The organism is Halarchaeum nitratireducens, assembly GCF_017874695.1.
GTDB lineage: Archaea > Halobacteriota > Halobacteria > Halobacteriales > Halobacteriaceae > Halarchaeum > Halarchaeum nitratireducens.
The window spans coordinates 49,604-74,037 of the sequence record NZ_JAGIKY010000015.1; the positions used below are offsets into that span (position 1 = coordinate 49,604).

General features: G+C 68.3%; 23 protein-coding genes. 9 read left to right on the top strand and 14 right to left on the bottom strand.

Annotated features, from left to right (window positions below; all coding sequences use genetic code 11):
* Positions 1 to 14: 14 nt before the first annotated feature.
* The 10 genes from J2754_RS13720 to J2754_RS13765 all read right to left on the bottom strand — a co-directional run bounded on the left by J2754_RS13720 (position 15) and on the right by J2754_RS13765 (position 10,155).
* Positions 15 to 218, bottom strand: coding sequence for a hypothetical protein (locus J2754_RS13720; protein ID WP_188879102.1), 204 nt, complete (start codon positions 216 to 218; stop codon positions 15 to 17).
* A 182-nt stretch (positions 219 to 400) separates the two neighbouring features.
* On the bottom strand, positions 401 to 1,330 hold the full coding sequence (locus J2754_RS13725) for a D-2-hydroxyacid dehydrogenase (RefSeq protein WP_211087764.1): 930 nt from the start codon (positions 1,328 to 1,330) through the stop codon (positions 401 to 403).
* Positions 1,327 to 1,743, bottom strand: a complete 417-nt coding sequence (locus J2754_RS13730) for a DUF3830 family protein (protein WP_188879099.1) — start codon at positions 1,741 to 1,743, stop codon at positions 1,327 to 1,329. Before J2754_RS13730 ends, J2754_RS13725 begins: the two co-directional genes overlap by 4 nt.
* A gap of 9 nt (positions 1,744 to 1,752) precedes the next feature.
* Positions 1,753 to 3,021, bottom strand: a complete 1,269-nt coding sequence (locus J2754_RS13735) for a M20 family metallo-hydrolase (protein ID WP_211087765.1) — start codon at positions 3,019 to 3,021, stop codon at positions 1,753 to 1,755.
* Positions 3,018 to 4,430 carry a dihydroorotase gene (locus J2754_RS13740; protein ID WP_342590129.1) on the bottom strand — a complete coding sequence of 471 codons (1,413 nt, stop codon included), beginning with the start codon at positions 4,428 to 4,430 and terminating at the stop codon, positions 3,018 to 3,020. The genes J2754_RS13735 and J2754_RS13740 overlap by 4 nt, the downstream gene beginning before the upstream one ends.
* The gene (locus tag J2754_RS13745; protein WP_211087766.1) at positions 4,427 to 5,455 is read right to left on the bottom strand and encodes an ABC transporter ATP-binding protein; all 1,029 of its coding nucleotides are present in this window, start codon (positions 5,453 to 5,455) and stop codon (positions 4,427 to 4,429) included. Before J2754_RS13745 ends, J2754_RS13740 begins: the two co-directional genes overlap by 4 nt.
* Positions 5,452 to 6,546, bottom strand: a complete 1,095-nt coding sequence (locus tag J2754_RS16665) for an ABC transporter ATP-binding protein (RefSeq protein WP_211087767.1) — start codon at positions 6,544 to 6,546, stop codon at positions 5,452 to 5,454. Before J2754_RS16665 ends, J2754_RS13745 begins: the two co-directional genes overlap by 4 nt.
* Complete coding sequence (locus J2754_RS13755; RefSeq protein WP_188879091.1) at positions 6,543 to 7,448, bottom strand: ABC transporter permease; 906 nt, start codon at positions 7,446 to 7,448, stop codon at positions 6,543 to 6,545. Before J2754_RS13755 ends, J2754_RS16665 begins: the two co-directional genes overlap by 4 nt.
* On the bottom strand, positions 7,445 to 8,473 hold the full coding sequence (locus tag J2754_RS13760; protein WP_211087768.1) for an ABC transporter permease: 1,029 nt from the start codon (positions 8,471 to 8,473) through the stop codon (positions 7,445 to 7,447). The genes J2754_RS13755 and J2754_RS13760 overlap by 4 nt, the downstream gene beginning before the upstream one ends.
* Entirely contained in the window at positions 8,470 to 10,155 is a 1,686-nt protein-coding gene (locus tag J2754_RS13765; RefSeq protein ID WP_211087769.1) for an ABC transporter substrate-binding protein, read from the bottom strand. The genes J2754_RS13760 and J2754_RS13765 overlap by 4 nt, the downstream gene beginning before the upstream one ends.
* A 426-nt stretch (positions 10,156 to 10,581) precedes the next feature.
* On the opposite strand from J2754_RS13765, the gene J2754_RS13770 reads away from it, so the two are divergent.
* From J2754_RS13770 to J2754_RS13805, 8 genes are all read left to right on the top strand, one after another.
* Positions 10,582 to 11,376, top strand: a complete 795-nt coding sequence (locus tag J2754_RS13770) for an IclR family transcriptional regulator (protein ID WP_188879088.1) — start codon at positions 10,582 to 10,584, stop codon at positions 11,374 to 11,376.
* Between the two features lie 373 nt (positions 11,377 to 11,749).
* Positions 11,750 to 12,259 (top strand): (2Fe-2S)-binding protein, encoded by a 510-nt coding sequence (locus tag J2754_RS13775; RefSeq protein ID WP_211087770.1) that lies wholly within the window; start codon positions 11,750 to 11,752, stop codon positions 12,257 to 12,259.
* Entirely contained in the window at positions 12,256 to 14,577 is a 2,322-nt protein-coding gene (locus J2754_RS13780) for a xanthine dehydrogenase family protein molybdopterin-binding subunit (protein WP_211087771.1), read from the top strand. The genes J2754_RS13775 and J2754_RS13780 overlap by 4 nt, the downstream gene beginning before the upstream one ends.
* Positions 14,578 to 15,441 carry an FAD binding domain-containing protein gene (locus tag J2754_RS13785; RefSeq protein ID WP_188879083.1) on the top strand — a complete coding sequence of 288 codons (864 nt, stop codon included), beginning with the start codon at positions 14,578 to 14,580 and terminating at the stop codon, positions 15,439 to 15,441. It abuts the gene before it with no gap.
* Entirely contained in the window at positions 15,438 to 16,574 is a 1,137-nt protein-coding gene (locus tag J2754_RS13790; protein ID WP_211087772.1) for an XdhC family protein, read from the top strand. Before J2754_RS13785 ends, J2754_RS13790 begins: the two co-directional genes overlap by 4 nt.
* Complete coding sequence (locus J2754_RS13795) at positions 16,571 to 17,149, top strand: nucleotidyltransferase family protein (protein WP_188879081.1); 579 nt, start codon at positions 16,571 to 16,573, stop codon at positions 17,147 to 17,149. Before J2754_RS13790 ends, J2754_RS13795 begins: the two co-directional genes overlap by 4 nt.
* A 493-nt stretch (positions 17,150 to 17,642) precedes the next feature.
* Positions 17,643 to 17,858: a hypothetical protein gene (locus J2754_RS13800; protein WP_188879080.1), complete on the top strand. Its 216-nt coding sequence runs from the start codon at positions 17,643 to 17,645 to the stop codon at positions 17,856 to 17,858.
* Positions 17,859 to 17,970: 112 nt separating this feature from the next.
* Positions 17,971 to 18,123, top strand: a complete 153-nt coding sequence (locus J2754_RS13805; protein ID WP_188879079.1) for a hypothetical protein — start codon at positions 17,971 to 17,973, stop codon at positions 18,121 to 18,123.
* A gap of 48 nt (positions 18,124 to 18,171) precedes the next feature.
* On the opposite strand, the gene J2754_RS13810 is transcribed toward J2754_RS13805, so the two are convergent.
* The 3 genes from J2754_RS13810 to J2754_RS13820 form a co-directional block, all read right to left on the bottom strand.
* The gene (locus J2754_RS13810; RefSeq protein WP_211087773.1) at positions 18,172 to 19,254 is read right to left on the bottom strand and encodes a CobW family GTP-binding protein; all 1,083 of its coding nucleotides are present in this window, start codon (positions 19,252 to 19,254) and stop codon (positions 18,172 to 18,174) included.
* Between the two features lie 275 nt (positions 19,255 to 19,529).
* Positions 19,530 to 20,819 (bottom strand): threonine ammonia-lyase, encoded by a 1,290-nt coding sequence (gene ilvA, locus J2754_RS13815; RefSeq protein ID WP_211087774.1) that lies wholly within the window; start codon positions 20,817 to 20,819, stop codon positions 19,530 to 19,532.
* Positions 20,816 to 22,099: an amidohydrolase gene (locus tag J2754_RS13820; RefSeq protein ID WP_211087775.1), complete on the bottom strand. Its 1,284-nt coding sequence runs from the start codon at positions 22,097 to 22,099 to the stop codon at positions 20,816 to 20,818. Before J2754_RS13820 ends, ilvA begins: the two co-directional genes overlap by 4 nt.
* Before the next feature lie 104 nt (positions 22,100 to 22,203).
* Here J2754_RS13820 and J2754_RS13825 point away from each other — a divergent pair, with 104 nt between their 5' ends.
* Positions 22,204 to 23,169 (top strand): D-2-hydroxyacid dehydrogenase, encoded by a 966-nt coding sequence (locus J2754_RS13825; protein ID WP_211087803.1) that lies wholly within the window; start codon positions 22,204 to 22,206, stop codon positions 23,167 to 23,169.
* Between the two features lie 3 nt (positions 23,170 to 23,172).
* Here J2754_RS13825 and J2754_RS13830 read toward each other — a convergent pair whose 3' ends face one another.
* Positions 23,173 to 24,348, bottom strand: a complete 1,176-nt coding sequence (locus tag J2754_RS13830; protein ID WP_211087776.1) for a M24 family metallopeptidase — start codon at positions 24,346 to 24,348, stop codon at positions 23,173 to 23,175.
* Between the last annotated feature and the right edge of the window lie 86 nt (positions 24,349 to 24,434).

Below are 24,434 nucleotides of genomic sequence, written 5' to 3' on the forward strand. Positions count from 1 at the left end.
ATCGACACGCTCGTTCATTCCGTGCTCCGGGCGTTTCTGAACACCCAGATACCGCTGAGGATGAACAGGACACCGACGACCGCGAGCGCCGTCGTCGAGTCGACTACCTTCATCCCGCTCACCGGGAGCATGATCACTGCGTATCCGAGCGCAAGCAACGCCACCGCCGCCCCGACGATCGCGAGCAGCGGTTTGGTCCGTGCGGATTCCGTAGTCATTGTGTGTCAACCTTCATCGACTACAATTCAAAGGAAGTGCATAAAATTTTCCCTTATGCGAGGGTACGTCCAGTAATCTGTAGAATAAGCGGAACCATAGATCACCTCCGACATCTTGGCGATCGTGTGACGTCTGTCACGCCTGTCCGTCAGACTGACGCCGAGGCCACCCGCGTGGCTGGTCAGTCGTCCGCGAGCGCGGTGTCGCTCGCGGCGTCGAGGAGGATGTCGGCGCAGCGGTTCCAGTACTCGGGGGTGTGTCCGGCGTTATGCGGCGTGACGAGGCAGTTTTCGAGCGTCCAGAGGGGGTGGTCAGCGGGGAGGGGTTCGGGGTCGGTGACGTCGAGGGCGGCGCTCCGGATGTCGTTGCCGCGCAGCGCGCTCACGAGCGCGTCCGTGTCGATGACGGGCCCGCGCGCGACGTTGACGACCATCGCGTCCGTCGGGAGCGTGAGGAAGGCCTCCTCGTCCACGAGCCCCTCGGTGGTGTCGGTGAGCGGGCAGGCGAGCACGAGGTAGTCGCTGCGCGCGAAGGCGTCGAGCAGCGCCGTCTCCTCGAAACCGATGACGTCGTCTGCGTTCCCGCCCTTCGCGGGCGTGTAGCGCACGCCGATCGTCTCGACGTCGAAGGCCCCGAAGCGGTCGATGATCGTCTCGCCGATGGGGCCCATCCCGACGACCGTCGCGGTCGAGCCCGCGAGTTCCCCGCCCTGATAGTGGTTCCACTCGCCGCGCTCGTGTTGAGCCCACCCCCGACGGAGGTTCCGGACGTCCGCGAGGACGTACCCCAGCACCTGCTCGGCGATGTTCGGCCCGTGCACGCCCGAGGCGTTCGCGACCGTCACGCCCGCCTCCTCCAGCGCGTCGAGGGGGAGGTGGTCGGTACCGGCGAACGTGCAGACGAAGAGGTCGAGGCTGTCGGACGCCGCGACGACGTCCGGGTCGATCCGGAAGCCGGTCGCCACCGTCGCCTCCATCAGGAGCTCGCGCTCCTCGCTCGGCGTGCCCGCGAGCGCAACGTCCGCCTCGGGGAGGCGCTCGCGGATCGCCTCGGCGTAATCCGCCGGATCGAGCCCGTGGATCTTCTGCCGCAGGACGACCACGTCCGTCATCCCTCCACCTCCCGAATTGTGACCTCGAGCATGCCGTCGCGGAGGGTACGCTCCTCGATGGCCTTCAGCTCCTTGGGGGTGGCGTCGATGGTCGCGAAGTGGTTGCCGGCGAGTTCCCCGGCCGGGCTCTTGAAACAGGTCGGCCCGCAAGGGACGAGGATCTCCTGTTCGTTCCGGTAGCCCGGGTAGAGCAGGAGGTCGCCCCGCGAGGGGTAGACCGTGTGGTTCTCCCGTGGAATCTCTGGCAGCTCGATCTCGTCGATGTTGATCCACGTCGCAATTCCGCTCCAGCGGACGTGCATCAGCTCCGACTCCAGCGGGAGGAACTCCCGGACCGCGGCGACGGACTCCGGGGCTCGGTCTTCGTGCAGTTCGGCTGTCAACGTCGTGTCGTCTATCTCTATCTCTAACATTGTGTTGTCTCAGTGATCAGTGGTCGTTGCGAGGTCCGCGAGCGCGTCTGTGAGGACGGCCGTCGCGGTGGTGCAGTCCGCCCAGTCCGCGCGCTCCCTCGGCGAGTGCGAGTGGCCGTTCTCGGACGCGACGAACAGGAGCGCCGCGTCCGTGACGTCGGCGACCTGCATCGTGTCGTGGCCGGCGCCGGAGTGGACGGCCGCCGTCTCGATGCCGCGTGCGCGCGCCGCGTCCGCGACGGTCCGCCGGCAGCGTTCGGAGAGCGAGGTCGGCGGGACGTCGTAGTCGCAGTCGAACGTCGTCCCGACGCCGCGCTCGGCTTCGATGTCCTCGAGTGCGCGCTTCACGGCGTCGAGCTGCGTCCGTATCTCCGGGCGCTCGACCGACCGGAGGTCGAGGCGGAGCGAGACCGCACCGGGGACGACGTTGACGGTGTTCGGCTCGACGTCGAGGCGGCCGACGGTGCCGACGGCGGTGCCGCTCCCGTCCGCGGCGGCGTCCGTCGCACGCTCCTCGACCGCGAGTACGAGCTCGCTCGCCGCCGCGAGCGCGTCTCGGCGCTCGCCCATCCCCGTCGTCCCCGAGTGGTCGGCCTCGCCCTCGATGGTGACGTGGCAGCGCGCCGTCCCCGTGATGTCGGTGACGACGCCGAGCGGCACGCCCGCGTCGCGGAGGCGCGTGGTCTGCTCGATGTGGAGCTCGAGCCACGAGTCCCACGCGCCCGCGTCGAGTCGGCCGGTCCCCCGGTAGCCGGCCTCCGAGAGCGCCGCGTCGAGCGTGACGTCACCGTCCGAGAGCGCGAGCGTCTCCTCGACGCCGCGCTTCCCGCTCGCGACCGTCGAGCCGAGGACGCCGTCCGCGAAGCGCGTTCCCTCCTCGCCCGTGAAGCAGACGACGTCGAGTGGTCGCGACGGTGCGACCGCGCGGCGCTGGAGCGAGCGCACGGCCTCGAGGGCGGCGTAGACGCCGAGGACGCCGTCGAAGACGCCGCCGCGCGGCACCGAGTCGAGGTGGCTGCCGGCGGCGACGGGCGCAGCGTCCGGGTCCGCGCTCGGCGGTGTCCAGCGCCCCGCGATGTTCCCGACGGCGTCCACGCGCACGTCGAGGCCGGCGGCCTCCAGTCGCTCGACGAAGTAGTCGCGCGCCTGCGCGTTCGCCGCGTCCGCGGGGAGCGCCGTTCGGCCGCGTCCCGCCTCGGACTCGACCGCACCGAACGCGGCGGTTCGCTCCACGTCGCGCCGGAGCGCGTCGCCGTCGACGGCGCTCTCGACGTTCACGTGTTCCCTCCCCGCGCGCCCCACTCCGGGACGTCCCGTGCGCGGAACTCGCCGTAGCCGGGGTCGACCGTGACGCCGGACTCGTCGGCGACGCGTTCGCCCCGAACGTACGTCGCCGTCACGCGCCCGGTGACCTCGCGGCCCTCGTAGATCGAGTAATCTGCCTTCGAGGCGTTCTCCTCGGCCGTGATGGTGTACGACTCGTCGGGGTCGAAGACGACGAAGTCCGCGTCCGCGCCGACGGCGAGCCGACCCTTCTTCGGGAGGCCGAACGTCGCCGCCGGCTTCGCGCACATCGCGCGCACGAGAAACCCGTAGGAGTGCCCGCGCTCGTTGACGGCCTCGTCGTGGAAGACCGGGAGGCTCGTCTGGAGGCCGTTCACGCCGAACGAGCACTCCCACCAGTCATCGACGGTCTTCTCCTCGCGCGTCGAGGCGACGTGGTCCGTCGAGACGACGTCGAGCGTCCCCTCGCGGAGGTACTCGAACATCGCGTCGACGTCGTCGGCGCGTCGAAGCGGCGGCGACTGGAGCGCGAGCGTCCCCCGCTCGGCGTACGCGTCCTCGGTGAGCGTCGCGTAGTGCGTGCAGGTCTCCCCACGGAACTGACTGCCGTCCTCTCGGACGGCCGCGAGCTCCGCCGCGGCCGCGCGCGAGGACGTGTGGATGCCGTAGTACTTGCAGCCGGTCGCGTCGGCGAGCGTGACCGCGTCCGCGAGCGCCATCGCCTCCGCGTAGTCGGGGCGCGCGCCCGGGTAGTCCACCGGGTCGCCCCGCCCCTCGCGGCGCCGCTCTTCCGTGAGGGCCTCGCAGACGGCGGCGTCCTCGGTGTGGAGGACGGCGACCGCGTCGCGGTCGGCGAGCTCCTCGAACGCGAGCCGGAGGAAGCCGTTCGAGACGCCGATGTCGTAGGCGGTGAAGAACTTGACCGTCGGGACGCCGGCCTCGATGAGGGCATCGAACTCCTCGAACACGGACTCGTCCTCGGCCGTCACGGTCGCGTGGAGGCCGTAATCGACGTACGCGCCGTCGGCCTTGCGCTTCTGGCGCTCGATGGCGTCGAGTAGCGACCCCTCGTCCGCCCAGACGGAGCCGTCCGCGCCGTACTCGCGCTCGCCCGTCCACGTCTGCCACGCGAAGTTGATGACGGTGGTGACGCCACCGCGCGCCGCGGCGGCCGTCCCCGTCTCGTAGCTGTCGATGGAGTTGAAGCCGTCGACGTGGACGTGCGGGTCGACGACGCCCGGCATGACGAGGCGGCCGTCGACGTCGAGCGTCCGCTCGGCCGCCGGGAGTCGGTCCGGGTCACCGACCGCGACGATGGTTCCGTCGTCGACCGCGAACCCCGCGTCGCGGCGGCCGTCCACCGTCGCGAGCGTCCCGCCGACGACGACCAGGTCGACGCTCACGACGCGTCCCCCGGCGTGGTGGTCGCGGCGTCGAGCAGCGCGTCGAAGCCGTCGGTGTCGTCGTCGTACGCGATGCAGTTGACCGCTACGTCGTTCACGTGTCGTGTGTCTGGCTGGCGCATCGAGCAGTCCTCGGTGGCGTGTGGACAGCGCGGGTGGAGGCGACAGCCCGACGGGACGTCCCGTGGGCTCGGCACCTCGCCGCGCAGCGGTTCGCTCTCGGGTCTGTACGCTTCGTCGGCCGCCGACGTCACCGGAATCGAGGAGAGGAGCGCGCGCGTGTAGGGGTGGCGTGGGGACTCGAAGAGCTCCGCCGTCGGCCCTTGCTCCTGGATCTCTCCGAGGTACATCACGGCCGTCTCGTCCGCGAAGTTCCGGACGAGCGAGAGGTCGTGCGTGATGAAGAGGTAGGTGAGGCCGAGTTCCGCTTGGAGGTCCGCGAGCAGGTCGACGATCTTCGCCTGCACCGAGACGTCGAGCGCGCTCGTCGGCTCGTCGAGCAACAGGAGCTGTGGCTCGACGGCGAGCGCTCGCGCGATGTTCACGCGCTGCTTCTGGCCGCCGCTCAGCTCGTGGGGGTACTTGTGGAGATACTCGTCCGTGAGGCCGACGCGCTCGAGCATCTCGCTCACGCGTGCCTCGCGCTCCTCGCGCGGGACGCCCGTCGCCTTCAGCGGGACGAGCAGCGTCTTCCGAATCGTCCGCCGCGGGTTCAGACACGACGTCGGGTCCTGGAAGACGAGCTGGATCTCCGAGCGAATCGTCTCCACCTGCCGGCGGATCGGGTTCGTGATGTCCTCGCCCTGATAGCGGATGAGGCCGTCCGTGGTCTCGTGGATGTCGATGATGGTCTCCGCGACCGTCGACTTCCCGCTCCCGGACTCGCCGATGAGCGCGAGCGTCTCGCCCTCGTCGATGCTGAACGAGACGCCGTCGACCGCCTTCGCCGGCGGCTCGTCCGTGAGCCAGCCGTCCGACGCGAAGTGCTTCTTCAGGTTCTTCACTTCGAGGACGGGCGCGCTCATCGCTCCACCTCCGACTCCGCGCGCTCGTCGTCCGCCATCAGTCGGCGCTTCGTCTCCGCGATCGTCGGCGTCGGGCCGCCGTCGACGTGGCGCACGCAGACCGCGTGCGCTTCCTCACCGAAGTCGGTACGCGGCGGCGCCGCGCTCCGGCAGTCGTCGTCCGCGTACGGACAGCGCGGGTGGAAGCGACACCCCGAGGGCGGGTCGGTGTACTCGGGCACCGAGCCGTCGATTCCGCCCGCCATCGGCTCGCCGGAGAGCCGGGGGATGGACGCGATGAGGCCCTGCGTGTACGGATGGCGGGCCTCGGTGAATATCTCCTCTGTCGGCGCCGACTCGACGATGCGGCCGCCGTACATGATGTATATCCGGTCGCTGATCTGGCGCGCGACGCCGAGGTTGTGCGTGATCATCAGGACGCTCATGTCGCGCTCGGCGATGACGTCCGTGAGGAGCGAGAGGATTCTGTCGTGGACGGTGACGTCGAGCGCGGAACCGGGCTCGTCGGCGATGAGGAGGTCCGGCTCGTTGAGGAGCGCCTGCGCGATGAGCGCACGCTGGCGCATCCCGCCGGAGAGCTCCGACGGATAGCTGTCGATGACGGCCTCCGGGTCGGGCATCTGCACCTCGCGGAGCATCTCGAGAACGCGCTCACGCGCCGCCGCCCGCTCCGAGCCCGAGTGCCGCCGGCGGAGGTAGGAGAGCAGCCCCGCGTCGTCGCTCCCACCGAACTGCGCGGTGTCCGTGAGCTGCTCACCGACGGTGAAGACGGGGTTCAGACTCGAGAGCGGGTTCTGCGAGACCATCCCGAGGCGGTCGCCGTTCAGGTCCTCGCGCTCCGCCTCGGAGAGCTCGCGTAAGTCCATCCCGTCGAACTCGACGTCGCCCTCGACGTGCGCGGGCGGCTCGTCGAGCAGGCCGGTGATGGCCTTCGTCGTCACCGACTTCCCGCAGCCGGTTTCACCGACTATCGTCACGACTTCGCCGTGCTCGACGCGGAGGTCGACGTCGCCGACGACGTCCGCGTAGCCGTCGAGCCCCTCGAAGCCCACGGAGAGGCCGCTGACGTCGAGGAGGGCGTCGTCGCTCACTGTTCCACCTCCACGTCGAAGAGGTCACGCAAGCCGTCCCCGAGCATGTTGAACCCGATCACGAGGACGAAGATGGCGAACCCGGGGAAGACGCTGATCCACCATTTGCCCGGCAGGTACTGCGTCCCGTTCGCGACCATCGTCCCGAGACCGGGCTGTGGCGGCTGGACGCCGAGCCCGATGAACGAGAGCGACGCGCCCGTGAGGATGACGATGCCGGCGTCCAGCGTCACCTTCACGAGGATCGGCGAGAGGCAGTTCGGGAGTATCTCGCGAAAGAGCACGTGGGGCGTGCCCGCGCCCGCGAGCTCCGCGGCCTGCACGTACTCCTCGTCGCGTTGGCCAGCCGCGAGTCCGCGCGCGAGGCGGGCGTACCACGTCCACCAGAGCGACGCGACCGCGAACATCGCGACTTCGAGCGTCGGCTCGAACGCCGACGCGATGGCGAGCGCGAGCACGAGCGGCGGGAGCGCGAGGAAGGTGTCCGTCACGCGCATGATCACCGTGTCGACCCAGCCGCCGGTGTAGCCGGCGACGAGGCCGAGGAGCACGCCGACGGGGACGCCGATTCCGAGCACGACCGCGACGAGTAGCAGCGAGATGCGGTAGCCGTAGATGACGCGCGTGAGGATGTCGCGGCCGGCGCTGTCCGTCCCGAACGGGTGAGCGACCGTCGGGGGCTGGTAGGCGTTCGCGAAGTCGGTGAAGGAGCCGACCTGTGCCGGGTAGGGCGCGACGTACGGCGCGAAGACAGCGGCGAGCACGACGACGGTGACGATGCCGAGCCCGACCATGCTCATCGGCTGGTTCGCGAAGCGGCGATACGACCGGTACCAGAGTTCGCGTCTCGCCGGGGAAACAAGCCGGTCGAGGGCGTGTGAGTGGTCGGTGTCAGTGCTCATGTCGTATCACCCGTGAGGTCGATGCGGGGGTCGAGGACAGCCATGACGACGTCGACGAGGAAGTTCACGGTGACGAACGCGACGCCGATGAGCATCGTCACGCCGACGACGGCGTTCACGTCCGAGGTGAGGACGGACTGGACGCCGTACTTCGCGACGCCCGGCCACGAGTAGACGATTTCGATGATGAACGCGCCGCTGAGGAGCCACGCGTACTGGAGTCCGAGGATCGTCAGCGTCGGCACGAACGCGTTCTTCAGCGTGTACTTGTGCGTCACCATCCACGACGGCAGTCCGAAGCCGCGCGAGGCCACGATGTAGTCCTTGCCCTCGACGTCGATCATGCTCGAGCGCGTGATGCGGATGACCTGCCCCATCCCGCTGAACGACAGCGCGAGCGCGGGTAGCAGCAGGTGACCCCAGACGTCGACGTGTGCCGCGAACGCGCCGGCGAGCAGGGTGTCGAGCAGGTAGAAGCCCGTGACGCGCGTGAACTCGGCGGCGGCCGCCGAGGAGACGCGGCCCGTGATCGGGAACCACTGGAGGAAGTAGCCGAAGGCGAGCTGGAAGAGGATGCCGATGAAGAAGCTCGGCACGCTCACCGTCGAGAACGCGAACACGCGCGTGAGGTTGTCGAGGCGTCTGCCGTGGTTGACGGCGGCGAGCACGCCGAGCGGCACGCCGAGACCCACCATGAGCGCGAACGCGACGGTGATGAGTTCGAGCGTCGCCGGGAGCTTGAACATGAGGTCCTGCACGACGGGGTTCTTCGTCTGGAGGCTCTGCCCGAGGTCGCCGACGAGCAGGCGGCGCATGTAGTCGGCGTACTGGAGGGGCAGGGGTTCGTTCAGCCCCATCTCGGCGGCGAGGCGCTGGACCTGCTCCTCGCTCGCCATCGCGCCGAGCGCCATCCGTGCGGGGTTCCCCGGGAGGACGCGCGAGATGACGAAGATGAGGACGGACAGCCCGAGCAGGCTGACGACCATCCCCGAGAGACGTTGTGCGACCTGCTTCGGGTCGATCATTCGGTCGCGTGGAGGTCACGGAAGGTGTACTCGAAGCCCTGTGCCGGGCGGAGCGTGAGCCCCTCGACGTCGTTCTGGAAACCGATGGTCTTCACCGTGTGGTAGAGGTGCATGTCACAGTAGAGCTCAGCGAGAACGCTCTGGAGCTCCCCGTAGATTTCGACGCGCTCCTCGCGGTTCGGCGTCCGGCGCGCCTCCTCGATGAGCGAATTCACCTGCTCGTTGTCGAGGTGCTCCATGCTCATCCACGTGTTCGCGGCCTCCGAGTGGAACTGGTTGTAGAACATCGAGTCTGCCGAGGGGTACGTCGGGACGTAGAACACCTGACTGGTGTGGGGCGTCTTCTCCGGCGTCGTCGCGAGCTCGGTGATCGTCCCCCACGTCTGCGGGTTCAACTCGACGTCGATACCGATGTCCGCCATGTTGTCCTTGAAGAGGAGCGCGATGCGCTCCTGGAAGGCGTAGGAGGACGTGAACGTGTTCGTGATCGTGATGTCGCCCTCGGTGTAGCCGGCGTCCTCGAGCACCCGCTTCGCGCGCTCGGGGTCGTAGGACGGCTGGAGGACGTCCTCCTTGTGCGCGCCCCACGTCGGTGGGAGCGGCCCCTGCGCTTTCTGCATGTCGGGGCGGATATCCTCGACGACCTGCTCGTAGTCGAAGCCCCACGCGATGGCCTCGCGGACGGCCGGGTCGTCCGTCGGCGGCTTCTGCGTGTTGATCTTGTTGTAGAGCAGGCCGAACGTCGGAATCTTCTCGACGCGGGCGTGGTCCATCTCCTCGATGGCGCCGTACGTCTGGGAGCTCTGATACTGGCCGGTCATGTCCAGCGTCCCGTTCTTCATCCGGGTGAGGACGGTCGAGTTCTCGGTGATGATCTCGACGTCCACCGTCTCGAACGCCCCGTCGGGGAAGCTCTCGAAGTGGTCGTCGTACCTGGAGAAGGTGATGCCAGTGCCGCGCGTGAAGTCCTTGAGCGCGTACGCGCCGGACCCGGCGTCGTTGTCGTTGATGAACGCCTGTCCGTAGTCGCCGCGCTCGCCGTAGTCACCGTCTTCGAGGTTGTTCATCACGAGCTCCTCGTCGACAACGAAGACGAGGACGAGGATGGAGAGGAACGGCGTGTACGGCCGGTCGAGCTCGAACGTGATGGTTCGCTCGTCCTCGACGGTGATGTTCTCCGGCGCGAGCACGCCGGTCAGGAGCGAGGAGTAGCCCTGGCCGAGGTCCATGAAGCGCTCGACGGTGAACTTCACGTCCTCGGCGCTGACCGGGTTCCCGCTGTGGAAGGTGGCGTCGTCGCGGAGCGTGAACGTGTACGTCGTGCCGTCCTCTGAGACCGACCAGTCGCTCGCGAGGTGCGGCTGGATCTCCCCTTCGCTGTCCGGGAACACGAGCGGGTCGTAGAGGTTGACGAGCGCCATCGCCTGCACGTAGTCCGTGCCCTTCGCGGGGTCGATGGTGCCGAGGCGCTGGGAGATGTTCGCCGTGAGCGTCGAGCCGCTCTGCGACGTCGTCGTTCCGTCGCCAGTCGCGGTGTCGGACGACGTGTCCTCGGCGTCGCTCGAACAGCCCGCGAGGCCGGCGGCACCGACCGCACCGAGCCCGGCGAGGAAGTCACGCCGCGAGCCCCGCGACGTCAGGTCGCGCGGATCGATCCGGCCGCCGTCTCTACCGCCGCTCATCTCTCCGTCCCCACTATTCCGATCGGTGCAGCTGTCCGCGTATCAGATGCGGATTGTTCATCATTATGCCCAAATACTTCGACGATTGACTTCGTTCTGAACACATTAGACCACTTTCTACCAATAGTTGAAAAGTCTTACGCAGCGTCTGTCCCCCCACTCTCCTGGCTGTGTAGTCACCCGGTTCCCGATCGGAGAATCCGTCTCTCGTATACTGCGGATCACGCGCTCGACTGTCCCCCTGAACACGTCACCGTTCACATATCTCGGACCGAAGAGCGGACCGCTGATGACTCTGCGTCTGGACCCCATTCTACTTCGAGGTGTTTTTCTAACACTCCAGATAACCGCCTGTTTGTTTCGAACTCATTGAGATACGGTTGAAATAGCCGAACATTGATGTGGGTAGAGGCGTTCGAGTGGAATATGACCGCGGGTGATACGGATGACAGCCCACGAACGCTGAAGACCGTCTCAGTGGCAGCGGACGTCGTCGAGGCCGTGCGCGAGCACGGGAGCGTCGGCGTCACGGAACTGGCTGATCTCCTCGATCTCTCGAAGAGCACGGCCTACATCCACCTCAAGACACTCGAGAAGAACGGCTTTCTCGTCCAGCGCGACGGCGAGTACGAGATCGCGTTCAAGTTCTTCGTGATCGGTGAGTACGCCCGTCACCGGAGTCCGCTCTACCGCTACGGGAAGCCCGAGGTAGACGAACTCGCCGAGGAAACCGGCCAGTACACGCACATCGTCACCGAGGAGAACGGCTTCGGGATCAACCTCTATCAGGTGAAGGGGGAGACGAGCATCAGCGACGACTACCAGTCCGAGAAGCCCCAGCACCGCGACCACCTCCACTATACGGCGTCCGGGAAGGCGATCCTCGCCTACCTCCCCCGCGATCGTGTCGAGGAGATCGTCGAGAGCCACGGCCTTCCCGCGCGCACGGACAACACTATCACGAACCCCGACGACCTGTTCGCGGAACTCGAGGCGATCCGCGAGCGCGGCTACGCGTACAACGACGGTGAAGAAATCGAGGGGTTCCGCGCGATCGGTGCGCCGATCCGCAACCCGAAAGGGGAGGTGCTCGGGTCGCTCAGTGTCTCCGGTCCAGCGAGCTTCATGCGCGACGAGCGCTTTCACGAGGACCTCCCGGAGCGCATCACCCGCGCCGTGAACGTCATCGAGGTCAGTCTGAACATGAATAGCCACGCCTGAGAACCGTTTGCAATGTCCGAATGGCTCGACGCGGCTGGTGTCCGGACTCTATTACAAATATATCTGTGTAAACCCACCGTATCACACCGACCGTGAGTGCTAGTGACACAACAGCGGACGATATCTCCACCGACGCTCGCCGCGAATACGCGGGACAGCGTCGCGTTCGTGCATTGCGAACACCTGATCGCGCTCGGGGGAACGCGACCGTTAGCCTCTCGATACCTCGGCATCGCCTTTTCTACTGCTCGAACCGTCCCGTGACCGATATCGAATGCTCTGCGGTAATTCGTTGTCTGAACGTTTTCGTCTATTCGATATCTTGTCTTTTATCCAAAGTTTTAATCCGATCTAGCTCCACGCATGAGGAGTCATGGATGGAAACGACGGTTCGGCCGGCACCGTTTCGGTTCGAGTCAACGGTGAACCGGTGACTCTCGCCGCCGAGCGCGGTGAGACGCTCATCGAGAGCCTGCGGAACGCCGGCCACTACGAGGTGAAGAACGGCTGCGACGAGGGTGTCTGCGGGTCGTGCAACGTCCTCTGCGACGGGGAGTTAACGCGTGCGTGTCTCACACCGGCGTCGCGCTGCGACGGCGCGGACGTCACGACGGTGAAGGGGCTCCTCGACGATGACGGCCTCCACGCGCTCCAAGAGGAGTTCCTCGAACACGGCGCGGCCCAGTGTGGTTTCTGTATTCCCGGCGTCCTCGTCGCCGCCTATCACCTCCTCCAGCGGACTACCGATCCGAGCGACGCCGAGATCGCTGACGCCCTGAGCGGCAACGTCTGTCGCTGCACGGGCTACGCCCAGCAGATCGAGGCGATCCGTGATGCGGCCACCCGACTCGACCGGGCGGAGCCGATGGAGGTCGAACGGTGACGTCACCCGACAACGCGGCCGACGCCCACGCTCCCGTCGGCGAGAGCGTCGAGAAGGTCGACGGCTGGGGGCTCGTCACCGGGAACGCGCGCTACACCGACGACGTCCCGACCGAGAACGCGCTCGCGGGACACGTCCTCCGTAGCCCGCACGCCCACGCCCGTATCGAGTCGATCGACACCGATACCGCGGAAGCTATCCCGGGCGTGCAGGCCGTCCTCACTCACGAGGACGTCCCGGCGGGGCGATTCACGCGTACCGGCTTCCCCTATCCCGCGCCCGCGCCGTTCGACGAACGCGTGTTGAACGAGACGGTGCGCTTCGTCGGTGAGCCCGTCGCCGCCGTGGCCGCGCGGACCCCCGAAGCCGCCGAGCGCGCCGTCGACGCCATCGACGTCGAGTACGACGTCCGTGAGGCCGTCTTCGACGCGGACGCCGCGATGGAGCCGGACGCACCGACGATTCACCCTGACGAGTACGAGAACGAGCAGGACGGCGCGGACCCCGAGCGGAACGTCGTCTGCGCGGCCCGCCACGAGGAAGGGGACCTCGAGGCCGGCTTCGAGGAGGCGGACGCCGTCGTCGAACGAGAGTACGAGACGCAGGTCGTCCAACACCTCCCGCTCGAGGTGAACACGGCGATCGCGTGGATCGACGAACGCGAACGTCTCACTCTTCGGACGACGACGCAGGTCTCGCACATCTGTCGAGACACCATCGCGCGTGCCTTCGACCTGAACCGGACGGACGTCCGCGTCATCAAGCCCCGCGTCGGCGGTGGGTTCGGCGTCAGACAGGACGTCCTCCCGGTCCAGTTCCTCGCGGCCGCGCTCGCGCTCGAGACCGGCGAGAAGGTCCGCCTCCGAAACGAGCGTTCGGAGGACCTCCACGCCTCCCAGACCCGCCACGCCCAGGACGTCACAGTCAAGACCGGTGTCCGCGACGACGGCACGATCACCGCGATGCACGTCGACGTCACCTCGAACACGGGCGCGTACGGCTGTCACGGTTTCGCGGTGCTCTCGAACGCCGCGCACGAGCCGATGTCGCTCTACCCCTGCGAGAACCGGCTGTTCACCGGACGCGCGGTCTACACGAACGTCACGCCCGGCGGTGCGATGCGCGGCTACGGCGCCGTCCAGGGGACGTTCGGCATCGAGAGCCACATGGACGAGGTCGCCGACGCGATCGGGATGGACCCCGTCGAGCTCAGGCGGCACAATCTCGTTCAGGCGGGCGACGAGAGCTTCGAGCCGGAGTTCAGCGAGAGCAAACGCCGCCTCGAGTCCGTCGGCGTCGGCGATTGCCTCGATCGCGTCTGCGACGCCGTCGACTGGGACGACGGCCCCGACGAGCCCGACGATGAGCGCCACCAGCGCGGCTACGGCGTCGCGCTCTCCATGGCGAAGTCGGGCGTGCCGAGCAGCGAGTTCGCTCGCGCGCACGTCACGCTCGAGACGGACGGCACGCTCACCGTCCGCGTCGGCATCGGCGACACCGGCCAGGGCTCGGAGACCGTGATGGCCCAGATCGCCGCCGGCGTCTTCGGCCTCGATGTCGACTCCGTCCACGTGACAGCCGACGACACCGACGCGACTCCGTGGGACAACGGTGCGTACGCGAGCAGCACCACGTACGTGAGCGGGAACGCCACCGAGAAGGCCGCACGCGACCTCGCAGTGCAGGTCCGCGACCTCGCCGCCGAGCGCTTCGACGTTCCCACGGACGCCATCGAGCTCGTCGAGGGCGACCTCCAACTCCCGAGTGGTGAGTCGCTGTCGCTCGGCCAGTTCGCGGAGGAAGCGTTCATCGGGGAGGCGGGTCCGAAGCGTCGGCTCACCGCGAGCGGCCGGCACTTCACCGCACTCTCGCCGAAGCCGTTCGCCGCGCAGCTCGCCGTCGTCGACGTCGACACCGGGACCGGCGAGTTCGAGGTCGTCCGTCTCGCGAACGCCGTCGACTGCGGCACCGCGATCAACCCCGAAGGCGCGCGCGGACAGGTGATCGGCGGCGCCGTCATGGGGCTCGGTCAAGCCGTCTCCGAGGAGCTCTCGGTCGACGCGGACGGCGTCCCCGAGCACCGCGGCCTCCGCGACTACGAGGTGATTCACGCGCCCGACCTCCCCGACCTCGACGTCGAGTTGATCGAGACGCACGAGCCCACGGGGCCGTTCGGCGCGAAGAGCGTCGGCGAGGTCTCCGTCCTCGGACCCGCACCCGCGATCGCGAACGCCGTCCGCGACGCCGTCGGCGTCCGAATCGACGACCTCCCAGTCACGCCCGCGAAGGTCTGGGCCGGCATGGAGGGGGAGCCTTAGATGCCTGCACGCTACGCTGGCGAACGCGTCCGCGCGACCTCGGTCGCGGAAGCGCTCGACCTCCTCGCCGCTACCCGCGACGCGAGCGTGATCGCGGGCGGCTACAGCCTCCTCCCCGAGTTGAAAGACGGCGTCGAGTCGCCGGATCGGCTCGTCGATATCGCGGGACTCGACGAACTGTCCGGGATCACGCGTGGCGACGACGAGACGCGCGTCGGCGCGCTGACGACGCACGCCGAAATCGCGGACTCGGCGGCGGTCCGCACACACGCTCGCGCGCTCGCGCTCGCCACGTCTTCGGTCGGAGATCGCCAGGCGAAACACCAGGGGACGATCGCCGGGAACCTCGTGTTCGCCGACCAGAAGTACGACGCACCCGCGGCGTTCCTCGCGCTCGGCGGCCGCATCACCGCCCGCAGTCTCGACGGGACACGGACGATCGACGCGGACGACTGGTTCCGCGATTCGGGGCACACGGCGCTCGATGACGACGAACTCGCCACCGAGGTCGTGCTCCCCGACGCCGATCGGAGCGGCTACATCCGCACCTCCGAGTACTCCGGGTACGCGGTCGTGAGCGTCGCCGTCGCGCTCGACGTCGCGGACGGCACCGTGATGTCCGCCCGCGTCGCGGCGAACGGTGCGAGAGCGTATCCGATCCGTCTCTCCGCGGTCGAGGCGCGCCTCGTCGGTGCGCCCCTGCACGATCTCCCCGCGGCGGATGCAGCTGACGCCGCGCTTGCGGACGTCGATCCCGCGTCGCTCGTCGTCGACGACGCGGCCGCCGGGCGCTATCGGCGCCGCCTCGTCCGCTCGTACTGTCGTCGGGCACTCGAAGACGCGGTGGGGGTCCGTGAGCGATGACGGGACCAGCGACCGATCCGTGGAGTGCGACGCAGCGCACCATTCGGACGTCGATGCGCGAGCACGTCGACGCGGCTGCGGACGCCGCCGTCGCGACCGTCGTCCACGTCGAGGGCTCCGGATACCGGCGCCCGGGCGCGCGGATGGTCGTCGACCCGGACGGCGACAGTCACGGCGCCGTCACGGCCGGCTGCCTCGAGGACTCCGTCGTCGACGCCGCCCGCCGGACGATCGACGACGGACGCTCCCGTCTCCACACCTACGACCTCCGCGACGACGATGCCGATATCTGGGGCCTCGGGCTCGGCTGTAACGGGGTCGTCGACGTCCTCGTTGAGCCGCTCGACACGAGCTTCACGCCCGTACTCGACGCACTCGACGCCAACCGTCCCGTGACGGTATTCACCGTGGTCGCGTCTTCCGATCCCGCACTCGCCGTCGGCGACCGGCATATCGTCGGTCACGATACCGTATCGACGGCCCGCGACCCGCTTCCCGACACCGTCGTCGAACCTGTCGCGTCACGTCTCGACGACGCGACCGAGGACGTGGCGGTCACTACCGACGTCGAGACGGCAGCCGGAACGGCCCGCGTCTTCGCGAACCGCCTGCTACCCGCGCCCGAACTGCTCGTCTTCGGCGGCCAGCCAGACGTGAACCCCGTCGCGTCGCTCGCCGCCCGCGCCGGTTTCCGCGTCCGGGTCGCGACCGCCCGCGGCGCGCAGGCCGACGCCGATCGATTCCCGAGCGCGGACGACGTCGTCTCGACGCGGCCCGCCGACCTCGATGCCGTCGTCGACGTGCCCGAACACACGTACGCCGTCCTCATGTCACACAACGCTCTCGACGATCGACTCGCACTCGACGCCCTCCTCGACACCGACGTCCCCTACGTCGGCGTGCTCGGGCCGCGCTCGCGCTTCCGTGAACTCCGTGAGGCGATGGATCGGTCGCTTACCGTGGCCGACGAAGCGCGGATCGCCGCGCCCTGTGGGCTCGATCTCGGTGGCGACGAGCCGACTGCGATCGGCTTCAGCATCGTCAGCGAACTCCTCGCCGTCCACAACGACCGCAGTGGTGGCCGGCTCGTCGAGCGCCCTGGTCCGATCCACGAGCGCCCCGAGATCACGTGAGCGCGATCGGCGTCCTCCTCGCGGCCGGCACCGGCTCACGCTTCGAGGACGGAAACAAGCTCCGCCGGACGGTTGCCGGCGAGCCGATCGTCCGACGGGCCGCCCGCCGTCTCCGTGCCTCGCCGGTCGACGAGACCGTCGTCGTCCTCGGCCACGACGCCGAGCGAGTGCGTGCGGCGCTCGAGCCGGTCACCGATCACGTGACGATCGTCCGGAACGAGCGGTACCACGTGGGCCAGAGCACTTCCGCACGTCGCGGTGCCCGCGTCGCGCTCGACCGCGAGTGCGAACGCGCCCTGTTCGCGCTCGGCGACATGCCGTGGGTCGAGTCCCCGACGTACGCCCGTCTCCTCGACGCCGCCACGGACACCGACGCGCCCATCACCGTCCCAGTTACCGACGGACGGCGCGGGAATCCGGTCGTCTTCGACGCGCGCGCCCTCCGCTCGTTCGACGCGCTCAGCGGCGACGTCGGCGGCCGGTCCCTCTTCGACTCCTCGACCGTCGCTCGGGTGGCCGTCGACGACCCCGGAATCCACGCCGATGTCGATACAGTCGCCGACCTCGATCGATGACGTCCGGGATGCCGACAGCTTGGGTCGCTCGTCACGTCCGTGCGTCGAGCAGTCCGGGCGACTGGTCGACACGCCGATCTCCCGGCTCCGTCTCGACCCGGATCCGGTCGGTCGCAGATGTCGCCGACGGAATGACCACCCACCAGAGAGAATTGCAAATATGAAACAATACTAATCGGTCCGATATCGATCTCCGTCGCGCAGTTGCACCGTCCTCGACCGACCACCCAGACGACCGATTATTGCCCTAAATAGCCAGATACGTCGATTTCGGTCTCGAACTGCTCGTCTCGGCCGACTCGATTCCGGACGCCGATATATCGACGGAACACGGCGACGATCGGGCGAGTATACCGACTTTACCGGCCGTATACGGCACGGGATCGTCGACTCGCTTGTCGAATCGAGCCGAGCCGTAGCCGTCGGTCCGTTGGATCGATCGCTCGCGGTAGAAATGCTTTTACCTAACAAGACTGTCGCCGAGGACGAGCCCATGTCCGCGAGTGGCGCCGATCGAGCGTGGCGCGGTCCGGTCCTCGCGCGGTGTGCGGCGTGGCTCGTCATCAAGCGGAAGCTCCGCGACCACGGCGTGAAAGACGTCACCGATCGCGAGCTCGACGACGCGATCGCCCGGACTATTCCCGACGTCACCGACTTGATCGTCGAGAAGATCCTCGACGCGCGCCGCCGGAAGTTCGAGGACGACTGATCACTCGACTCCGACCGGTCGACGCCCATCTCCTCGCCTCGACACGCCCGACCCTTCTGCGGGTTCCGCCGTGCCGCGAGAGTTTAAGTTAGTACGCCGCGTATACGGAGGCATGTGCATCTACTGTGGCGCCGTCTACGACGGGGGGTGGGGACAGTTACTCGAGTACGACGACCTCTACCAGGAGGCGATGGTCGGCGAGTCGACGTCGACGCACGGCTTTCAGGAGTCCTGGGACGACCTGCGCGAGGAACTCGACGTTTAGAGACGAGCCGTCTCGACGGGATGTCCACGACGCGGGTCGTACCAGCGCTTACAACGGGAACGGATACGTCACGGGGGATTCGTCGTCCGCGCACAGCGCCTCATCGAGCTCCGCCCGGAGGCGACGTTCGTCCAGCTCACGGCCGATGAAGACGAGTCGCGTCTCGCGCTCGTCGTCCTCGTCCCACGCGCCGAGCGGGCCGGCCTGTACCGCGGTGCCGGCCTGACTGACGCCGAGGACGTCCTCGGAGCCGGCGACGTGGCAGAATCCCTTCGCGCGAATCACGCCGGGGTCGGGATCGTCGAGCCAGGCGGCGAGACGATCGGGGTGAAACGGGCGCTCGCTCCGGTAGACGAACGAGGAGACGCCGTGGTGCTCGGCGGCGCTCTCGCCGTCGTGCGCGTGTCCGCCCTCGGCGGCGTGCCGTTTCCACCCCTGCGAGCGTGACACCTCGTCGTAGTCGAACCGCCCGGTGTCGAGGACCCGGCCCGGATCGATCTCCGAGTGCGTGGTGCGTACGACCTCGGCGCGCGGTTGGAGCTCGCGGACGACCGCCTCGATCTCGTCGAGGGTCTCGTCGGGCACCATGTCGCACTTGTTGAGCAGGAGGACGTCGCAGAACTCCACGGATTCGACGAGCACCTCGCTGAGCGGGCGCTCGTCGTCGCCGGCGTCCGCGCCAGCGGGGAGAGTCGCGCCGGCGTCGAACTCCTTCCAGAACCCGTAGCTGTCGAGCACCGTCACCATCGTGTCGAGCTCGAAGTGCTCGGCGGGATCGACGTCGCTCTCGTCGGTGCCGTCGAGGAAGACCCGCGCGACGGGGACGGGTTCGCTGATGCCCGAGGACTCGACGAGGAGGTAGTCGAAGTCGCGTTCGTCGGCGAGCCGTTGGGCCTCGGTGAGCAGGTCGTCTTGGAGTCGACAGCAGATACAGCCGTTGGAGAGGTCGACGACGCCGCGTTCCTCGTCGCGGTCGGCGACGAGCTCGGCGTCGACGTTGACGTCGCCCATGTCGTTGACGATCACCGCCACCTCGTACCCCTGCTGATTTGCGAGGACGTGATTGACCAGCGTCGTCTTTCCCGCGCCGAGGGTGCCGCTCACGATCGTCACCGGAATGGGACCCGTCATCACGAACGTCGTACACGGCGGCCGCGCTAAAAGGTTCGCCCACGGACTCGCCGTTCGGGACGCCGGTGTCCGACGGCGCGGGGACGACCTCCGCGCCCGGGAACGGGTTTCCCGCTCTGTGTAGCGAGCCCGGAGACGGTTCGCTGCCGCCTCTAGTATAACTAAGCTACCTAAGTTAGCTAAGGTAGTTACGATACTCACGGTAGTTACGGTACATAACGTAGATAAAGTGGCTATTGCAGGCCAAGTAGCTCCCACGCGAGACGACCGCCCCTTCACCCGCCGCCGCCCGTTCCGGTCTCGCCGCCGGCACCGATCGAGTGCTCGACGACGGCGAGTCCCTCGGTCGCATCGACGGCGGCGACGGTCTCGCGGAGGTGCGCGGGTCCGCTCCCCGCGAGCGAGACGGCGACCGGGGTCCGGTTCGGGTGGTCCGCACTCGTCAGCCGCCGGCGGGCGACGTCGTCGAGTTCGGCGCCGGCGTCCGAGATTGCGTCGGTGAGCGCGTCGAGGCCGTGTGGCCAGTCGGCAATGGCGACGCGCGCTTCCGTGTAGCGGCCGAGATGCATCAGGCCCGTCCGAACGAGCTCGCCGTGTTCGGTGAGGTCAGTGTTCCCGCCGGAGACGACGGCGGCGACACGTTCCCCCGTGACGTCAAGGTCGTCGCCGAGAAGCGCCGCCACGGGCGCCGCGCCTGCCGTTTCCGCGACGGTCTTCACGCGTTCTGCGAGCACTGCGAGCGCGCACGTGATCTCGGCGTCGCTGACCGTGACGACGTCGTCGACGCGCTCCGAGACGACCGCCCACGTGCGTTCGAGGAGACGGGTGTCCGCGATCCCCTCCGCGACCGTATCAACGCCACCGAGTTCGCGGATCTCACCGGCTTCGAGCGACGGGGGCACGTGGGCAGCACCTTCGGGTTGGACGCCGACGACGCGGACGTCGTCGTGGGCGGTCAGCGCGGTGGCGATGCCCGCGATGAGCCCACCCCCGCCGATCGAGACGAGGACAGTATCGATGTCGCCGAACTCCTCGCGGAGTTCGAGGCCGATCGTTCCCTGCCCGGCAATGACCTCGTCGTCGTCGAACGGATGGACGAACGTGTACCCGTGCTCTTCGGCGAGCGTGAGCGCGTGCTCGTAGGAGCGCTCGTAGATGTCGCCGTGGACGACGACGTCCGCACCGTATCCCCGCGTGGCGTCGATCTTCGCCGCGGGCGTCACCTCCGGGACGACGATGGTCGTGTCGATCCCGAGGTGCTCCCCGGCGTGAGCGACGCCCTGTGCGTGATTCCCCGCGCTCGACGTGACGACGCCGCGTTCGCGCGCCGACTCGGGGAGCTGGGCCATCGTGTTGTACGCGCCGCGGATCTTGAACGAGCCCGTACGCTGCATGTTCTCCAGCTTGAGGCCGACCGCGGCGGCTCCCGACCGCTCCGCGAGCGTCCGCGAGGTATCGAGCGGCGTGTCGTTGATCACGTCGTCGATGCGCTCGCGTGCGTCCTCGATGTCCGCGAGCGTGACGACGTCGTCCGCGGTGCGGTCGCCGTCCCCGCGCTCGCTCATCGGTGGTCCTCCGCCGCCGCGAGGACGGCGTCGCTGAGCACGCCGACGCCCGTATCGAGCGTTCGTTCGTCCACGTCGAAGGCGGGCGTGTGGTGGTCCCCCGGGTGGTCGGTGCCGACGACGGCGTACGTCGCGAGCCCGTCCGCCTCCTGCACGCGTCGCATCAGGAAGGTCGCGTCCTCGCTCGCGCCGAACGGCGCGCTCTCGTGGACGGTGTCGACGTCGGCGCGACCGCGGGCGGCGTCGGCGACGAGCGCGGCCAGGTCGGGATCGCTGTCGGCGCGCGGTGACTCGCTCACGACGTCGACGTCGACCGTACAGCCGTGGGCCGCGGCGGCCGCCTCGACGCGCCGCGTGAAGGCGTCCTGCATGTAGCGCATCAGCGCGGTCGTCTCGCCGCGCACCTCGCCCCAGACGGTCGTCTCGTCCGCGACGACGTTGCTCGCGCTCCCGCCCTCGATACGCCCGACGTTCATGCGCGTCGCCCCGTCGGCGTGCCGCGGGATGCCGTAGAGGTCGCTCACCGCGCGCGACGCGGCCTGGATCGTGTTTCGCCCCTCCTGTGGCGCGTTGCCGGCGTGTGCGGCCTCGCCGTGGAACGTCGCGGTGATGTGCGCCATCGCCAGCGGTTCGACGATGCCCGCGACGACCTCGCCCGTCGGGTGTCCGAGACCGACGTGGACCGCGAAGAGGCAGTCCACGTCGTCCATGTGCTCGCTCTCCGCCATCGCCTTCCCGCCGCCGGACTCCTCCTCCGCGGGCTGGAAGAACACCTTGAACGTCCCCGCGAACTCGCTCGCCATCACGGCTTCGAGGACGCCGAGACCGACGGTCACGTGGGCGTCGTGCCCGCAGGCGTGCATCGTTCCGTCGGTCTCCGACCGGAACCCCTCGGCCGCGGGCGCGTGCGACTCGCCCGCCGCTTCCTCGATGTGGAGGCCGTCGATGTCGACGCGGAGCCCGATCGTCGGTCCCTCGCCGCGCTCCAGCACCGCGACGGCGCCCGTGTAGCCGCCGACGAGTCGTTCGAGGACGCCCGGATCGACACCGGCCTCCCGCGCCCGCTCGTACCACCGATCGAGCGTGTCGGCGTCCGGGACGGCCATGCGCTCGTCCTCGGCGATCGCGTCGCGCCCGACGTGCAGTTCGTCGACGCCGATCCCCCGCAGTTCCTCGACGAGCCGACACGTGGTTCGGAACTCACACCACGCGGGCTCGGGGTGTCGGTGGAACGCCCGGCGGACCTCGCTCAGCCGGCCGCGAACGTGCTCGCTCGTCATCGGCGTGTCCAACGGCGTCGACCCAAATAAATGTACACGGAAACCGTATTCGCCATCTACGAGAAAGGCTTAAGACGTTCGTGACAGTCGGTACCGACGACACGATGAGCGACGTACTCGTCCTCCGCGAAGGCACCGAGGGGCTCTCGATGGCCGACTACGCCGACGAACTCCGCGAGCGTCTCCCCGACCACGATATCGGGCACGCCCGCACCCCGCACGAGGAACGCGCGCTCGCCGCCGACGCGGACGTCATCACCGGTATCACCGTCGACGACGGCGTCCTCGACGCCGCGGGCTCCTTCGATCTCTTCGCGTGCACCTTCGCCGGCACCGATCACGTCCCCGTCGACGACCTCGCCTCGCGCGGTGTCGCCGTCACGAACGCCGGCGGCATCCACGCGCCCGGGATCGCCGAGCAAGCCATCGGGCACATCCTCACCTTCGACCGTCGCCTCCACGAGGCCTGGCGGCGCAAGGCACAGCGCGAGTGGCGCCACTTCCAATCGGACGAACTCACCGACAAGACCGTCACCGTCGTCGGCCTCGGGGCGATCGGCCAGTGCGTCGTCGAGCGCCTCCGGGGGTTCGGCGTCGACACCATCGGCGTGCGCTACACGCCCGCGAAGGGCGGGCCCACCGACGAGGTCATCGGCTTCGACGAGCGCGACTTCCACGCCGCGCTCGCGCGCACCGACTACCTCGTGCTCGCCTGTCCGCTCACCGAGACGACTCGGGGCCTCATCGGCGAGGCGGAACTCGCCACGCTCGACCCGAACGCCGTGATCGTGAACGCCGCGCGCGGCGGCCTCGTCGACACGAACGCACTCGTCTCCGCCCTCCAGACCGAAGCGCTCCGCGGCGCCGCCCTCGACGTCACCGACCCCGAGCCGCTCCCCGAGGACCACGTGCTCTGGACGCTCGAAAACGCGCTCATCACGCCCCACACCGGTGGTCACACGCCGAAGCACTGGGAGCGCCTCGCCGACGTCGTCGCCGAGAACGTCCGCCACCTCGATCGGGGCGGCTCGGCCGACGACCTGACGAACCTCGTTCGCGGTTCGGACTGATCCTCAGCGCTCGAAGAGCCGCTGCGGGTACGTCGAGAAGCGCTCGGCGCCGTTCTTCGTGACGTGAAAGGTCTCGGAGAGCTCGAAGCCGACGTCGGACGTCCAGATGCCGGGGATGAGGTGGAACGTCATGCCCGCCTCCAACACCGTCTCGTCCTTCGGACGGAGGCTCGCGGTGTGCTCGCCCCAGTCCGGCGGATAGCCCAGCCCCATCGAGTAGCCGATCCGGGACGTCTTCTCGATCCCGTGGCGTTCGATGACGTCCCGCCACGCCTTCTCCACGGACTCGGCGGTCACGCCGGGCTCGGCGGCGTCGAGCGCGGCGTTCAGCCCCTCGACGACGATGTCCGCCGTCTCGGTGAGGATCTCGGGCGGGTCGCCGACGAACGCGGTTCGCGCGAGCGGCGAGTGATAGCGGTGTCGACAGCCCGAGAGTTCGACGATGACCGGGTCGCCGTCCTCGAACTCCCGGTCCGTCCACGTGAGGTGTGGCGTATCGGTGTGATCGCCCGAGGGCATCAGCGGAACGATCGCGGGGTAGTCGCCGCCGTAGGCCTCGGTGCCGGCGACGAGCGTCTCGTAGATCTCGGCGGCGACCTCGGACTCGGGGACGCCCTCGGCGATCGTGTCCATCGCGGCGTCCATCGCGGCCATCGAGATGTCCGTCGCCTGCTCGATGTACTCGATCTCTGCGTCCGACTTCTTCACCCGCACCCAGTTGACGAGGAGGGTGTGATCCTCGAACGTCGCCGCCGGGAGGTTCGACTGGAGGCGCGTGTAGGACTTCGCGGTGAAGTAGTAGGCGTCCATCTCCAGTCCGATCGTCGCGTCCGCGAGTCCCATCTCCTCCAACACCGACGCGACGAAATCCATCGGGTGCTTGTCGACCGGCGAGTGGACGTGGTCGTCGGAGTACGCGAGGATGTCGTCGTCGTCGAGCCAGACGGTGGCCCGCGCGCCGTTCGCGTCCTGTCCGCGGCCGATCCAGACGGGATCGCGCTCCGGCGTGACGATGAGACACTGATGAACGTAGAACGACCATCCGTCGTAGCCTGAGAGGTAGTTCATGTTCGCCGGATCGGCGACGACGAGCGCATCGAGGCCCTCCTCGCGGAGTCGCTCCTGCGTACGTTCGAGACGCCGATCGTACTCTGTCTGCGAGAACGGGGTTCGTGCCATGCGGTATCGTTCGTCTCCACTTCGACGATCCCGCTATTAAACATTTTGCGTGTCTCTTCGAATCGCTTTTCGTGTACGGGACTCTC